This is a genomic window from Paenibacillus thalictri, assembly GCF_004307995.1.
Classification (GTDB): domain Bacteria; phylum Bacillota; class Bacilli; order Paenibacillales; family NBRC-103111; genus Paenibacillus_AF; species Paenibacillus_AF thalictri.
On record NZ_SIRE01000026.1, the window covers coordinates 103,203 to 116,525 of the forward strand.

15 protein-coding genes are annotated in these 13,323 nt (G+C 51.0%); 14 read left to right on the plus strand and 1 reads right to left on the minus strand.

All coding sequences use genetic code 11. The features are described from left to right. Positions 1 to 13 precede the first annotated feature (13 nt). A complete protein-coding gene (locus EYB31_RS30575) occupies positions 14 to 517 on the minus strand; it encodes a DinB family protein (protein ID WP_131017287.1) in 504 nt (167 codons plus the stop codon). 202 nt (positions 518 to 719) lie between these two features. On the opposite strand from EYB31_RS30575, the gene cysK reads away from it, so the two are divergent. From cysK to EYB31_RS30645, 14 genes are all read left to right on the plus strand, one after another. Further along, the gene (gene cysK / locus EYB31_RS30580) at positions 720 to 1,628 is read left to right on the plus strand and encodes a cysteine synthase A (RefSeq protein WP_206105510.1); all 909 of its coding nucleotides are present in this window, start codon (positions 720 to 722) and stop codon (positions 1,626 to 1,628) included. Positions 1,629 to 1,770: 142 nt separating this feature from the next. Beyond that, complete coding sequence (locus tag EYB31_RS30585; RefSeq protein ID WP_131017289.1) at positions 1,771 to 2,061, plus strand: hypothetical protein; 291 nt, start codon at positions 1,771 to 1,773, stop codon at positions 2,059 to 2,061. A gap of 228 nt (positions 2,062 to 2,289) precedes the next feature. Continuing rightward, positions 2,290 to 2,781, plus strand: coding sequence for an Lrp/AsnC family transcriptional regulator (locus EYB31_RS30590; RefSeq protein WP_131017290.1), 492 nt, complete (start codon positions 2,290 to 2,292; stop codon positions 2,779 to 2,781). 14 nt (positions 2,782 to 2,795) lie between these two features. Next, positions 2,796 to 4,007 (plus strand): aminotransferase class I/II-fold pyridoxal phosphate-dependent enzyme, encoded by a 1,212-nt coding sequence (locus EYB31_RS30595; RefSeq protein ID WP_131017291.1) that lies wholly within the window; start codon positions 2,796 to 2,798, stop codon positions 4,005 to 4,007. A gap of 125 nt (positions 4,008 to 4,132) precedes the next feature. Continuing rightward, positions 4,133 to 4,396, plus strand: a complete 264-nt coding sequence (locus tag EYB31_RS30600) for an aspartyl-phosphate phosphatase Spo0E family protein (RefSeq protein WP_131017292.1) — start codon at positions 4,133 to 4,135, stop codon at positions 4,394 to 4,396. Positions 4,397 to 4,550: 154 nt separating this feature from the next. Continuing rightward, complete coding sequence (locus EYB31_RS30605) at positions 4,551 to 5,069, plus strand: hypothetical protein (protein WP_131017293.1); 519 nt, start codon at positions 4,551 to 4,553, stop codon at positions 5,067 to 5,069. Positions 5,070 to 5,374: 305 nt separating this feature from the next. After that, positions 5,375 to 5,947, plus strand: a complete 573-nt coding sequence (locus EYB31_RS30610; protein ID WP_131017294.1) for a cob(I)yrinic acid a,c-diamide adenosyltransferase — start codon at positions 5,375 to 5,377, stop codon at positions 5,945 to 5,947. After that, positions 5,944 to 6,903 (plus strand): RluA family pseudouridine synthase, encoded by a 960-nt coding sequence (locus tag EYB31_RS30615; protein ID WP_131017295.1) that lies wholly within the window; start codon positions 5,944 to 5,946, stop codon positions 6,901 to 6,903. The genes EYB31_RS30610 and EYB31_RS30615 overlap by 4 nt, the downstream gene beginning before the upstream one ends. Further along, positions 6,881 to 7,255, plus strand: a complete 375-nt coding sequence (locus EYB31_RS30620; protein WP_170318287.1) for an arsenate reductase family protein — start codon at positions 6,881 to 6,883, stop codon at positions 7,253 to 7,255. Before EYB31_RS30615 ends, EYB31_RS30620 begins: the two co-directional genes overlap by 23 nt. A gap of 74 nt (positions 7,256 to 7,329) precedes the next feature. Then, the gene (locus EYB31_RS30625; RefSeq protein WP_131017297.1) at positions 7,330 to 8,406 is read left to right on the plus strand and encodes a metalloprotease; all 1,077 of its coding nucleotides are present in this window, start codon (positions 7,330 to 7,332) and stop codon (positions 8,404 to 8,406) included. 80 nt (positions 8,407 to 8,486) lie between these two features. Next, positions 8,487 to 9,674 (plus strand): LL-diaminopimelate aminotransferase, encoded by a 1,188-nt coding sequence (locus tag EYB31_RS30630; protein ID WP_131017298.1) that lies wholly within the window; start codon positions 8,487 to 8,489, stop codon positions 9,672 to 9,674. 173 nt (positions 9,675 to 9,847) lie between these two features. Beyond that, positions 9,848 to 10,765: a ribokinase gene (gene rbsK / locus EYB31_RS30635; RefSeq protein WP_131017299.1), complete on the plus strand. Its 918-nt coding sequence runs from the start codon at positions 9,848 to 9,850 to the stop codon at positions 10,763 to 10,765. 211 nt (positions 10,766 to 10,976) lie between these two features. Then, the gene (locus EYB31_RS30640) at positions 10,977 to 11,999 is read left to right on the plus strand and encodes a Gfo/Idh/MocA family protein (protein WP_131017300.1); all 1,023 of its coding nucleotides are present in this window, start codon (positions 10,977 to 10,979) and stop codon (positions 11,997 to 11,999) included. A gap of 47 nt (positions 12,000 to 12,046) precedes the next feature. Next, positions 12,047 to 13,012, plus strand: coding sequence for an AraC family transcriptional regulator (locus EYB31_RS30645; RefSeq protein WP_131017332.1), 966 nt, complete (start codon positions 12,047 to 12,049; stop codon positions 13,010 to 13,012). Positions 13,013 to 13,323 lie beyond the last annotated feature (311 nt).

Below are 13,323 nucleotides of genomic sequence, written 5' to 3' on the forward strand. Positions count from 1 at the left end.
GCTCCAGCCGGAATTAATATGCCGGCGCCTGCATGCCGAACTCGGACCATTCCTCGCGGGAAGGTCCGTATACACCCGGCACTCGGAGACCAGCTTGGCGCATTAAGACGGTAATTTGGCCGCGGTGATGCGCTTGGTGCAAGATCAGCACATTCAAGGTCAAGCCGATCGGCCATTGCTCGCCGTACATTTCGCGCAGCTCTCCAAGCGTGGCGTCGGTCCATTGCGAGTTGATCGCTAGAATCAGGTTGGCGCTGCCTTGGCGATATCCGTCGGCGATCTCCTTGGCGGTGGAAGGTACCGCGGAATCGTGACGCGGCGCTTCGAATTCCAGCCCGGTGCGGGAGACCATCTCGTCGAGTGTTGTTACGATGTGCCATGCGATTTCGCCCAACGTGCGGCCTTCAGGCGACACTTTTTGATTCAGCGATGCATCGGTTAATCCTTCAAAAACTTTCTGGGTGGATATGGCTTCGTTTTGCCAGCTTTGTTCAAAATCGGACAGTTTGCTAAACATCGTTGCAAAGCACCTCCAATGAATTAATGTAAAAGGAATACGAATATACATTCGCCTTTTTAAGTGAAATTCCTTCCGGCATTTTAAAAATTATTTCCCATTCTTGACAAATCAAACACTCGTAATAAAATGATGTGGACAGGATCCGGACTTATACTAACGGTAAAAATGAAAAGGGGCGTGCAGCGGGTTGGAACGTAAAATGGTAAACAGCGTAACCGAATTGATAGGAAATACTCCTGCGGTGCGTGTACGGCGTCTGGTAGGCGAGAATGACGCTGAGTTGTACGTGAAGCTGGAATATTTTAATCCAAGCGGCAGCGTGAAAGATAGAGCGGCTTTTAATCTCATTGTGCAAGCGGAAATAGACGGGCAGCTAAAGCCAGGGGCGACGATTATCGAGCCGACAAGCGGCAATACCGGCATCGGACTTGCCATGAATGCAGCAGCCAAAGGATATAGGGCGATTCTGGTGATGCCGGACAATATGACCAAAGAGCGCATCAATATTTTAAAAGCATACGGAGCCGAAGTGGTGCTGACGCCGGCCGCTGAACGGATGCCTGGGGCTATTCGCAAGGCGATCGAGCTGAGAGAGCAAATTCCCGGCAGCTTTATCCCCCAACAATTCGAGAATAAGGCCAATCCGGATATTCACCGTGTGACCACGGCGCTGGAAATTATCGAACAGACGGAGGGACGCCTCGACGCGTTTGTAGCGACTTCCGGTACCGGCGGCACGATCACGGGAACCGGCGAAGTGCTGCGGGAGAAAATTCCGGGCATCCAGATTTATGTGGTCGAACCGAAAGGTTCTCCCGTTTTATCCGGGGGCAGTCCGGGGCCGCATAAGCTGGTCGGAACAAGTCCGGGGTTTGTGCCGCAAATTCTGAATACAAGCGTGTATGACGAAATCGTTCAAGTCAGCGATGAAGATGCGCTGGAAACGACCCGGCAGCTTGCCAAGCAGGAAGGGATTCTGGTTGGACCGTCATCGGGCGCATCCGTATGGACAGGTCTGCAGGTAGCCCGCAAGCTCGGAAAAGGCAAGCGGGTGTTGTGCATAGCGCCGGATACCGGGGAACGGTATTTAAGCATGGACATTTTTTAATTCAAATATTACTGACGAAGCGCTCTACTGCTGTAGGGCGTTTTTTTAGTTTGCTGAGGTTATCGCCACAAAATTTGTTGCATAAAAATTCGCAAATATGTATAATTATTTGTATAGAATAGTTCCGGAGGATGGTCCATTTATGAAAATTGCTTATCAGAACGAAGTGCCAGAACAAGTGATGTATCAGCGGTTTATCGGGGAAATCGGCGAGCAGAACAGCGATTCCGGCGCTTTGCAGTATGCCAGCTTATGCACCAGTCAATGTGTGATTGCAGCTTACGACCAAGAAGACTTGATTGGAATAGGGACAATGAAGGAGCGGGATGTGCAGAAACCTTTGATGGATATCGCTGTCAGCAGCTCATACCGTCAAAGAGAGGTCGAGCAGAACATCAAAAAACTTTTGAAAGCGGCTTGTCAATTCGGGTAACGGGCGCTGGTGGAGCCCAAGCGGAGGGCACCGGTTTATTGCAGCCGCCGTGAGATAACCATAAGGGGCCTTTATCCAGGCTCCTTTTTTCTTTTTGTTCGCTTTTGTTTCGTCCTGGAAAATCATAGGATATACAAGTTTATGCCATTTATCTCTTTGCATGACAGGAAATTTCGTTGTAATATGGAGTATAAACGAAAAAACGTGTCATTCCAGGAGGCGCAAGTTATGGATGAATTCAAATCGAAAATTACCGACCTGCTAAAGGAGGATGCGCGCAGATCCCCGGAGCTGATTGCGACGATGCTCGGCGAATCGGAAGCGGAAGTGGCGAAGGCGATCAAGGAGCTCGAAGACGAGCATGTGATCGTGAAATACGCTACGGTCATTAACTGGGCTAAGGTAGACAGCGAACGAGTAACCGCGCTGATTGAAGTTCAGATCACTCCCGAGCGGGGCAGGGGTTTTGATGCGATCGCCGAACGGATTTATTTGTACCCTGAGGTGAGATCGGTTTATTTGATGTCCGGTTCCTACGATTTGCTCGTCGAAATCGAAGGCAAGACATTAAAGGAAGTGGCATCTTTTGTGTCCAACAAGCTGTCGCCGATCGACCGGGTGCTTTCTACAAGAACGAACTTTATTTTGAAAAAATACAAGCAGGACGGCATTGTCTTCGAGGATCACGAGGATGATCACCGGATGCTGATCTCTCCGTAAAGGGTGATAAGCTCATGTTGAAACAGCAGCCAATCAACCAGCCGACGGCTGGCATTAACAATACGTCCATGTCGCAATACTTAAGTCCGCTTGTGCGCGAAATTCCGCCTTCGGGTATTCGTAAATTTTTTGACCTTGTCAGCGGCAGTAAAGATATTATCTCGCTAGGTGTAGGTGAACCGGACTTCTCGACGCCATGGCATGTGCGCGAAGCTTGCGTATATTCGCTGGAGCGGGGAAATACGAAATACACGCCAAATGCCGGGATGCCCGAGCTTCGCGAAGCGATTGCCGAATATTTGTACGAATCGTTCCATACTCCGTATGAACCTGCCGATGAAATTCTGGTTACGGTAGGCGGCAGCGAAGCCATTGACTTGGCACTGCGTGCGCTTATCGTACCGGGGGATGAAATTTTAATTCCCGAGCCGTGCTACATATCGTATTCGCCAATTACAACGATCGGCGGCGGCGTGCCGGTTGGCATCGAAACGTTCGCCAAGGACAATTTTAAACTGACTGCGGAAGCTCTTAAAGCGGCGATTACGCCGAAGTCGAAGGTGCTGATCTTGTGTTATCCGAGCAACCCGACCGGCGGCATTATGACCTACGAGGACTGGCTGCCGATTGCCAAAGTTGTTCAGGAGCATGATCTAGTCGTTATTTCCGACGAGATTTACGCCGAGCTTACCTATGAGCAAAAGCATGTCAGCTTCGCTTCCGTACCGGGGATGAAGGACCGGACGATTCTGGTCAGCGGCTTTTCCAAGGCGTTTGCGATGACCGGCTGGCGTATGGGTTACGCATGCGGCCACCGCGATCTGATCCAAGCGATGCTGAAAATTCACCAATATACGGTGATGTGCGCACCTTCCATGGGTCAGGTTGCCGCGCTTGAAGCGCTGAAGAACGGCATGGAAGAAAAAGACAAGATGATGGAATCGTATAACCAGCGCCGCCGTCTTGTAGTTAAAGGGTTCCGCGACATAGGTCTTACTTGTCATGAACCTCAAGGTGCATTTTATGCGTTTCCTTCCGTTGAGTCAACGGGACTGAGTTCGGAGGAATTCGCGCAGCGGCTGCTGTTCGAGGCGAAAGTTGCTGTCGTACCGGGGAATGTTTTCGGTAAAGGCGGCGAAGGCTTCGTCCGTTGTTCTTATGCGACTTCCGTAACCCAATTGATCGAGGCGTTGGATCGGATAGGAAATTTCCTGGTAAAAATGTAAAATTCGACAAAATAAGCGATTCTCTTTTTCGCCAAAACCTGTTATCTTAAAAGATAGAACTAGGCATATTTGCTTAATGCTAGTTCAGCCTGTATTCTTTATGATCGGCTTTGGGAGGAAATGGTATGGCTTTTCCGGAATATCGGCTGACTCGATTGAAGAAGTTGTTTTGGATTCGCGAGTCGAATGATAAGATACAATGGCACGCTAAAGCGCAGAATAATCCTCCGTCTATCCTTTCTTTGGAAGAAGAGATATATGAATTGCGCAATAAGCTGGAGCAGCTGGTACAGGATGAAACGATGCTCAGCTCGCCTGAAGTTGTCCAGCTGAGCAAGCAGCTTGACGAGAAGATCAACGAGTATAACCGCAGAACGGAGGACTGCTGAAGCAGCCTCGAAAGAACCGCAGCCCGGCGCCAGTTATGGAGCCGGGCTGCTGCTGTGTTATGCACGCCGTGTCTCAAACGGTGCTGTCTCTTTTTTGGCGGGCTTTTTTTTGGTATGATAGGGTAAAGACGTCTGCCAAAGGAGAAATGGACACATGAGAGCGAAATGGTTGGTCGCCGTAATGCTTATCGTATTACTCGCGGGCTGCGGCGGGCCGCAAGCGGACGTGCCTATATTTATGATGTCGACAAATGGTATTTCCAGCGATGTAGGAGATAAGATTCAGGCCTCTCTGCAGGGCAAGCTGGGGGAAAAACCTACGGTCAAAATCAATACGGTGCCCCTATTTTCAATGGAAAAGCTGGTCGTAGAAATCGCGGCGGGAGACAACGGCATTATCATTATTCCTAACGAGCAGTTTCTGGTAATGGTAAAGCAGAACGGCTGCGTATCGCTGGACAATGTGGCGAAAGCGGAAGATTTCCCGGAAGGTGTGCAAGAGGCGGGGGAAAATGGAAAAACCGAGAAGCATCTGTATGGCATCCCATTGGAAAAAGTCAAGCTGATGACCGACCTTAAGCTGAACGGCAAAGATCTTGTCGCTTTTATTCCTGCGAATGCCAAAGACAAAGAAAAGTCGCTTCAGGTGATGAAAATGATCGCCCAGAAATAAGCAAGTTACATTTACCCTCTATGCCGGGCCTTGATGCGAAGGCATAGAGGGTTTTCTTCTAGGAGTCTGTAGGAGCGAAAAAATAGTGGTTTTTTATTCATGAATGTGGTAATTACGGGAAAGGGATGACATTCCACCGCCAATGAAAACCGTGTTTTTTTGAATTGACTTTGCGGTAAAAACACAGTTTTCAAAGCGGACGTGAACTTTCCATGCCATTCCCTTACCCTCCAACTACCAATATGAATAAAAAACCACCAAAGTTCAAACGTCCTACGGACTCCTGAATTTGGGAGGTTAATATAATGAAAATTTATACTCGGACCGGGGATGGCGGGCAAACTGCCGTGATCGGAGGCAGAGTCGATAAGGACGATGCGCGTGTGGAAGCATACGGCACCGTTGATGAACTGAACAGTTTTATCGGTGTGGCGATCAGCGGTTTGGACCGCGGGAAATATGGAGATTTGGCTGATGATCTGCTCTACATCCAACACGAGTTGTTTGACTGCGGCGCAGACCTGGCTTCATTAAAGCAGCAGGAGGGCCGTCCGTATAAAGTCAATGCGGATATGACAAGCCGTCTGGAACAGTGGATTGACCGGTACGATGCAGAGACGCCGGATATTACCCGGTTTATTCTCCCCGGAGGGACCCAAGCTTCTTCTGCGCTGCATGTGTGCCGGACCGTCTGCCGCCGCGCTGAGCGGCATGTCGTCACGTTGGCCAAATCACAGGAAATCAACAACGAAGTACGCAAATATTTGAACCGTTTGTCGGACTTTCTGTTTACCGCCGCGCGGCTTGCCAATTTTCGCGACGGCGTGGAGGATGTTGCTTACGAACGCAGCGGCGAGGTGTTCAAAAACCGCTCATGAATTATTATGAACCGCTAGCCTATGTAGTACCTCAAGAAGAAGAAGGTTTTGTGCTGCGCACCATTTTGCAAAAAAGGCTTCATGTGTCGAGAAAGCTGCTTTCCCGAATAAAACTGACGGAGCAAGGCATCACGGTTAACGGCGTGCGCAAATATATCGACGTGAAGGTGATGGCCGGCGATCTGGTGGAGATCCGGATGGAGCAGGAGCAGTCGGACGATATTATGCCGCAGGATCTGCCGCTTGATATTATTTTTGAAGACGATCATCTGTTGATCGTAAATAAGCCGGCAGGGATGATTGTGCATCCTACACACGGGCATTATGTCGGGACGATCGCGAATGCCGTTGTGTTTCACTGGCAGCGGATGGAGGGGCGTTTCCGGTTTCGACCGATCCACCGGCTGGATCAGGAGACGTCGGGGGTGCTGGCGATCGCTAAAAATCCTTACGTGCACCAGCAGGTATCGGAGCAGATGCAAGCGGGAGCAGTGGATAAGGAATACGCCGCGCTGGTGTACGGAGTGATCGAACAAGATGCGGGGACGGTGAATGAGCCGATCGACCGCGATCCGCTCCAGCCTCATATCCGCATCGTGACTCCGGATGGATATCCGTCCGTGACGCATTACCGCGTGTTGCGGAGGTTTCCGGGAGCGACGCTGGCCGGCCTGCGTCTGGAAACCGGGAGAACGCATCAAATCCGCGTGCACATGCAGCACCTGGGACATCCGCTTGTCGGAGACAAGATGTATAAGGGAGAAGCGGCGGAAGCCGGAGAATTGGCGGGACTTACAATGGAACGTCAGGCGCTGCACGCCGCGCGGCTGGCGTTTACCCATCCGGGACTGAACCGCGCGGTTGAATTTACCGCCGGCTTGCCGGAAGATATGCAGCAATGTTTGAATCTGTTGGAACAGAAGGAGCGTATATATAATGACGGTCAAGGTGTATGAATATGCCAAATGCGGTACGTGCCGCAACAGCTTGAAATGGCTGAAAAACAAAGGGATCGACGTGGAGACGGTACCGATTTTCGAACAGCCGCCCTCCAAGGAAGAACTGAAGCAGCTTGTCTCGCGGAGCGGGCTGGATCTGCGCAAGTGGTTTAACACCTCGGGAGAGGTGTATAAGGAAATGGGGCTGAAAGATAAGCTTGCTGCGATGAGCGAAGACGAACAACTTGAGCTTTTGTCCGGAAACGGCCGTTTGATTAAACGTCCGGTTGTCACCGACGGAGCGAAAGTGACGGTCGGGTTTAAAGAAGAGCAATTCGAGCAAGTATGGGGCGGCTCAGCTGCTACTTAAGCAATAAAGGCAGGTGAAGCCCTGGCGATTGTATAAATCGCCTAAAGGGCTTATCTTGGGGAGGTTGGAAGCAGTTGAGACAACAATCGACGGGTAAAAAGAAAAATCCGCTTTGGCTGTTCGGCGCTGCAGGCGCCTTCGTGCTGGCTAAGGCAAAAGCGCTGCTGCCGCTTCTAAAATTGGGTAAGGCCGGCGGAGCTGTGCTTTCCATGCTGGTTACTGTGGGAGCGTATGCCATTTTATTTCCATTCGGCTTTGCCGTCGGTTTTGTGCTGTTGATTTTGGGGCATGAGCTGGGGCATGTTATTGCGGCGAAACGCAAGGGACTGCCGGTTTCGGGAATATTTTTTATTCCTTTTCTCGGGGCGCTGACTAATATGAAACGTAATCCGCGGGATGCTGTTACGGAAGCGTATATTGCGTTTGGAGGTCCGTTGGTGGGATCAATGTGCGCACTAGCTGTATTTGCCGCGGCTCTTGTTTGGAATCATCCATTGTTATATTCCCTTGCTTACGTAGGCTTTTTTCTGAATCTAATAAACATGCTACCTATCAATCCTTTGGACGGCGGACGAATCGTGGTGGCGGTTTCACGATGGATGTGGGTCGTAGGGTTAGTTGGAGGATTGGTTGTCATTTATTTTATGCCTAACATTATCCTCATTATCATCTGGCTGATGTTTGCTTGGGATATGTACAAGAAGTTCGTCAAATACCGCAATCACGGCCAGCCTCGCGCGGTCGTCATGCCTATTCAGGTCGAAGCTCAGCCCTTAATCGACCAAGGATACTTCATTCCCGGTCCTGAGCACAAACGGCAGCTTGATTTTACGACCTACTGCGATCTGGAGGATGGCAGACAAGATGTGCTGATTTACTGGGAAAATATGCAGCTTGAAGGCCGGCTGACCTTGCCGGAGCAAGGCACCATAAAGCGGGTCCATGTCATCAAGATCGACCATTTGCAGCATGAAAACGGTCTGCGGCTTACGGTACACTGCCAAGTCGATTATGAAAAATATGAAGACGACGCTTATTACGACGTGCCTATCGCTTCCCGCTGGAAATTCGGAATTTCTTACGCGCTGCTTGCGGTGTTCCTTGTGTACATGATGCATCTGACTCATAAGGCTGTCGGAATATCAGCATAATAAATGATTCGTCACATTAAAGAAGAGCCGCTGTACGAAGCCGCTCCGATCAGGATACATTAAGTGCAAGAGGTGCTGTCATGAAGTTGAACGGTTCGAAAAGATTGTCCCGGCTCGGCTCGGCGATTTTTAGCGAGGTTGCGTTGTGGAAGGAAGAAGTGAAGCGGCAAGGCGTCGATGTGATCGACCTTGGCATCGGCAGTCCGGACCGTCCGCCATCGGATAAGGTGATGGAGGTTTTGCGCACAGCGGTGAGTAAACCCGATGTCTATGGCTATCCGACCTCGGAGGGCAGTCCGGCTTTTCGCGCCGCGGTTGCCGACTGGTACCTCCACCGCTTTCAAGTGGAGCTTGACCCCGAGACGGAGATTGTAACGCTGATGGGCTCGCAGGACGGACTGTCTCATCTGGCCCTGGCGGTCACTGATCCTGGGGATACGGCGTTGGTACCCGACCCCGGATATCCGATTTATGCGGCAAGTCTTGTGTTGGCAGGGGTCGAGCCCTATTTCATGCCGCTGCGCGCCGATAACGATTTCCTGCCGAGACTGGAAGACATTCCGCAGGAGGTTGCCCGCAAGGCGAAGTTTATGCTGCTGAATTATCCGAGCAATCCGCTTTCCGCGATAGCGCCAAAATCTTTTTTTGAACAGCTTGTCCGTTATGCCAAAGAGCATGAGCTGCTGATCGTTCACGATCTTGCGTATTCGGAAATGGCTTTCGACGGGTTTCGTCCGCCCAGTATTTTGGAAATCGAAGGGGCCAAAGAAATTGCCGTCGAATTCCATTCGCTGTCGAAAAGCTTTAATATGGCCGGCTGCCGGATCGCGTTTATGGTCGGGCAGCAGGATGCGGTCCGTGCGTTAAAGACGCTGAAGTCCAACATCGATTACGGTGTATTTTTGGCTGTGCAGGAAGCAGGTATCGCCGCCTTAAAAGAGGATATGGAGACAAACCAAACGGTCGCTCATGTATACGAAAAAAGGCGCGATGCGGTGGTCGAAGGCTTGAAGGCGGCAGGCTGGGAGATACCGAAACCCCAAGCGACAATGTTCATTTGGGCGCCAATTCCAAAAGGATGGACATCTCGACAAATTTCCCGGGAAATGTTATTTCAGGCAGGAGTTGTCGTAATTCCGGGGGATGCCTTCGGCGCCGAAGGCGAAGGTTATGTGCGGATTGCGCTTGTTCAAGAGGAAGATCGGCTGCTGGAAGCAGTCGAGCGTATCGGGCGTTTCTTGAAGCAGCACGGGATCGGGCAGAGCTAATACGGCGGTTCCTTTAATGCATATAACACCTCGCGAGGGAATGAAGACGGCGGTTAGAGGATAGTCACCCGGCGGTTTCGTTCTGCTAAGAAGGGGCGGGGCTGCCAATTATCATACAAGCAATTACTCGGTTGCATAGCGAATTTGTCATTTACGGAGAGGATGGAAGTTTCATGGGGAAAATTGCAGTTGTAGGCAGCATTAATATGGATGTCGTCAACCGGGTGGTCAAACACCCGTTACCGGGAGAAACGATCAAGGGGTTAGGTACGGAGTATAATCCCGGCGGAAAAGGGGCTAATCAGGCTGTTGCGGCCGCGCAAGGCGGCGGTGATGTAACGATGATCGGCGCTGTCGGAACAGACGCGTTTGGCGGGGAACTGCTCGCCACATTGAAGGAAAGAGGCGTAGGCACAAGTGGTGTAGCGGCAAAGGAAGGCACCTCAGGCCTAGCTTTTATCACCGTAAGCGAAGAAGGGGAAAATAATATCATTTTGTCGGAAGGAGCCAACGGCCGCGTGCTGCCGGAAGATATCGACCTTTTTGCGGCTGAACTTGAAGGTGCCGATGTGGTGCTGCTGCAAAATGAAATTCCTTGGGAGACTACCCTGTATACCATGCAGCTTGCCAAAGAGAAAGGTGTACGTGTATTTTTTAATCCGGCTCCGGCGTTTAAACTTCCTGAGAGCGCTTTTTCGTACATCGATGTGTGCATCTTAAATGAAACCGAAGCCGGAGAGATCACCGGCCTTCCCGTAGAAAGCCAAGAAGAAGCAGAGACGGCGGCCAGCAAGCTGATTGAAGGAGGCATGAACTGCGTCATTCTGACGTTGGGCGTAAAAGGCTCGGTGCTCGTTAATCAAGCGGGCGAACGGATTGTGACCCCTTCCTTTAAAGTAACACCTGTGGATACTACGGCTGCGGGGGATACGTTTATCGGGGCATTTGCCGTGGCCAGTGCGGAAGGTAAATCTTTGGCGGAAGGACTGCGGTTTGCTTCCGCAGCGGCGGCCATAACGGTTACGCGCAGCGGGGCGCAGATGAGCATTCCCGGCCGGCAGGAGATTGAACGGTTTCTCGCCGGGCAATAATGGACGCAAGCCTCGTGATAGACGAAGAGACAGCACCCTTCATCGGCGTTATTGGCGTTCTCCGAAGCGCTTTCGCGGGGCTTGTATCCTATTCGTATAATAGCAAGGTGTCGTTATTTCTGATGTTCCATTGTCGTGAATTTATAATACTCTTCGGATTTCCATATGTGCTAATATTCAAGTAAGTCACATTTTTGGAGGAGAGCAAACAATGATCAAAGTAGCGATGTTGAGCTTTTGGCATGTGCATGCCAAAGATTATGCCAAGCAGGTGGAGGCCCATCCGGATACGGAAATCGTCGCTGTATGGGACGAGATTCCGGAGCGCGGGCGGAAGGAAGCGGAAAACCGCGGCGTCCGTTTTTATGAGAGCTTGGAAGAATTGCTGCAGCAGCCGGATATTGACGGCGTTGTTGTCGACACTCCGACCAATATGCACCGCGATGTCATACTCGCTGCGGTCAAAGCGGGCAAGCACATTTTTACGGAAAAAGTAGTAGCCGCCACGACGGCGGAATGCAATGAAATTTTGGAAGCGGTGCAAGAGGCCGGCATTAAGCTGACGGTGTCGCTGCCGCGATTAAATGAGGGCTACACGCTTGCCGTACAGCAAATATTGAGGGACGGGCTGTTAGGGGACGTGACCTTGGTCAGAACGCGCTTATCGCACAATGGCGGTGTTCCTTCGGAACGCGGACCCGAGGGCTGGCTGCCGGCTCATTTCTTCAGCCTGGAGCAATGTCAAGGCGGCGCGATGATCGATCTTGGCTGCCATCCGATGTATTTGGCTCGTCTGTTCCTGGGCATGCCGGACAGTATAACCGCTACCTATGGACATGTAACGGGCCGCAATGTAGAGGATAACGCCGTATCCGTGCTGTCTTACGGGAACGGGGCGATAGCGGTTGTCGAAGCGGGTTTTGTGAACCGGTTTTCGCCGTTTGTCATTGAAGTGCATGGAACCGAAGGAAGCTTGCTGTACTCCACACATGACGATCAGATGTGGGTGCGCAGCTCCAAGCTGGGCGAAGCATCGATGAAAGCGTGGCAGGTGGAAAAAGAATGGCCTGCGAACAAATCGTCGGCTTTTGACCAATGGGTATCGCATATCCAAAACGGCACAACCGCCGATGAAAATATCGGCTTGGCTTTGGATCTGACCCGTCTGATGGATGCATCCAACCGGTCGGCGAAGTCCGGAGCAAGCTTCCGGCTTGAAGATTTGCTGAAGTAGCGGCTGCCGCTGGCAGCACTTGACGGAGGAGGAACATTCGCGTGGACATGTCGCGTTCGGCTGCCAAAACGTTTCCTTTTCAGATGATGATGGAGCAGCCCAAAGCACTGGATCGGCTTGATATTCAGTTTCGCTGGGGCGGATATGGGATCAGAGTGCACAAGCTGCATTTTGCCGCATTCGGTTCGGGAAAGGTTATCGACTTTCATAAACACTCCGATTATGAGTTCCATTATATCCCCCGCGGGAGGGGCCGGGTTAATCTCGGCGATGACATGTTCGCGCTTCAGGAGGGCAACCTGTATTTAACTGGACCCAACGTGCTGCATAGGCAAGAAGCCGATCAGCAGGAACCGATGGAGGAGTTATGTCTGCATATCGACATTACCAGACTGGACGAAACCTCGGTTGCGCCGCCGGAAGCCGGTCAGGTGTGGGGAGAGCAGTGGGAGTACGCCGAAGCGGAGGCTTGTATCAGTTTACTGGATAAGCTGCCGTTGCAGCCGGTTGAAGACAACTACCATGCGATGGAGTGCTTTTTAACCGCTTACAAGGCCTGGAAGGAAAACCAGCTGGGTCTATATACGGTGATCAAGCAGTCGGTCATTCAAATTTTGCTGAGGACCATCAGCGCTTATGCGCATGTGCCGCGCCTTCATCCGCCGTCGCGCGATATGAAGCATTACCGTTATCAATTGGCCGTGCAGTTCATTCAAGATAATTTCATGGCCCAGCTGACGATCGAGAAGGTCGCCGAACGGGTGCAGATCAGTCCGCGGCAGTTGCAGCGGGTGTTCAGAGAGATGACCGGAGCAACGTTCAGCGACTATGTGGAAAAAGTGCGGCTGGCCAACATCTGCGGGGAATTAAAGTCGAGCTTGCGAACGATCGAGCAGATTGCTTTCGATAACGGATTTTCCAGCTCCAATTATTTGCATTACGTATTTAAAAAGAAATTAGGCACTACGCCGACTCAATACCGGGATCAATACGGCGGAAAAGAACTGCTCTGATCCGCCCTACGGGCCGGACGGCTCCCAAGGCACTTTCCTTAAGCGCATGAAACAATGCAGGCGCTTCAATGGGAGGTGTCTTTGTTGTTTCCGAGGTCTGCTCATAAGGAGGTAAAGCGCTATATTAAAAAAATGTAAATATGATGAAATGTAAACGCGTTAACATGTATTTTACGAATGATTAAGCGCTTTACTTAACATGCTCAAAAATTTTACACAAAACGGTTGTATCGGTCTGAAATGTTATGTATAATAAATCTCGTAAGCGTTATTAAACCGGTTTAATTAAACCGGTTTACATTAGGCCCATC

What these genes read in the sequence shown, in the direction of transcription:
- EYB31_RS30575 (WP_131017287.1), bottom strand. Translation starts at nt 517, where the DNA reads ATGTTTAGCAAACTGTCCGATTTTGAACAAAGCTGGCAAAACGAAGCC.
- cysK (WP_206105510.1), top strand. Translation starts at nt 720, where the DNA reads ATGGTAAACAGCGTAACCGAATTGATAGGAAATACTCCTGCGGTGCGT.
- EYB31_RS30585 (WP_131017289.1), top strand. Translation starts at nt 1,771, where the DNA reads ATGAAAATTGCTTATCAGAACGAAGTGCCAGAACAAGTGATGTATCAG.
- EYB31_RS30590 (WP_131017290.1), top strand. Translation starts at nt 2,290, where the DNA reads ATGGATGAATTCAAATCGAAAATTACCGACCTGCTAAAGGAGGATGCG.
- EYB31_RS30595 (WP_131017291.1), top strand. Translation starts at nt 2,796, where the DNA reads ATGTTGAAACAGCAGCCAATCAACCAGCCGACGGCTGGCATTAACAAT.
- EYB31_RS30600 (WP_131017292.1), top strand. Translation starts at nt 4,133, where the DNA reads ATGGCTTTTCCGGAATATCGGCTGACTCGATTGAAGAAGTTGTTTTGG.
- EYB31_RS30605 (WP_131017293.1), top strand. Translation starts at nt 4,551, where the DNA reads ATGAGAGCGAAATGGTTGGTCGCCGTAATGCTTATCGTATTACTCGCG.
- EYB31_RS30610 (WP_131017294.1), top strand. Translation starts at nt 5,375, where the DNA reads ATGAAAATTTATACTCGGACCGGGGATGGCGGGCAAACTGCCGTGATC.
- EYB31_RS30615 (WP_131017295.1), top strand. Translation starts at nt 5,944, where the DNA reads ATGAATTATTATGAACCGCTAGCCTATGTAGTACCTCAAGAAGAAGAA.
- EYB31_RS30630 (WP_131017298.1), top strand. Translation starts at nt 8,487, where the DNA reads ATGAAGTTGAACGGTTCGAAAAGATTGTCCCGGCTCGGCTCGGCGATT.
- rbsK (WP_131017299.1), top strand. Translation starts at nt 9,848, where the DNA reads ATGGGGAAAATTGCAGTTGTAGGCAGCATTAATATGGATGTCGTCAAC.
- EYB31_RS30640 (WP_131017300.1), top strand. Translation starts at nt 10,977, where the DNA reads ATGATCAAAGTAGCGATGTTGAGCTTTTGGCATGTGCATGCCAAAGAT.
- EYB31_RS30645 (WP_131017332.1), top strand. Translation starts at nt 12,047, where the DNA reads ATGTCGCGTTCGGCTGCCAAAACGTTTCCTTTTCAGATGATGATGGAG.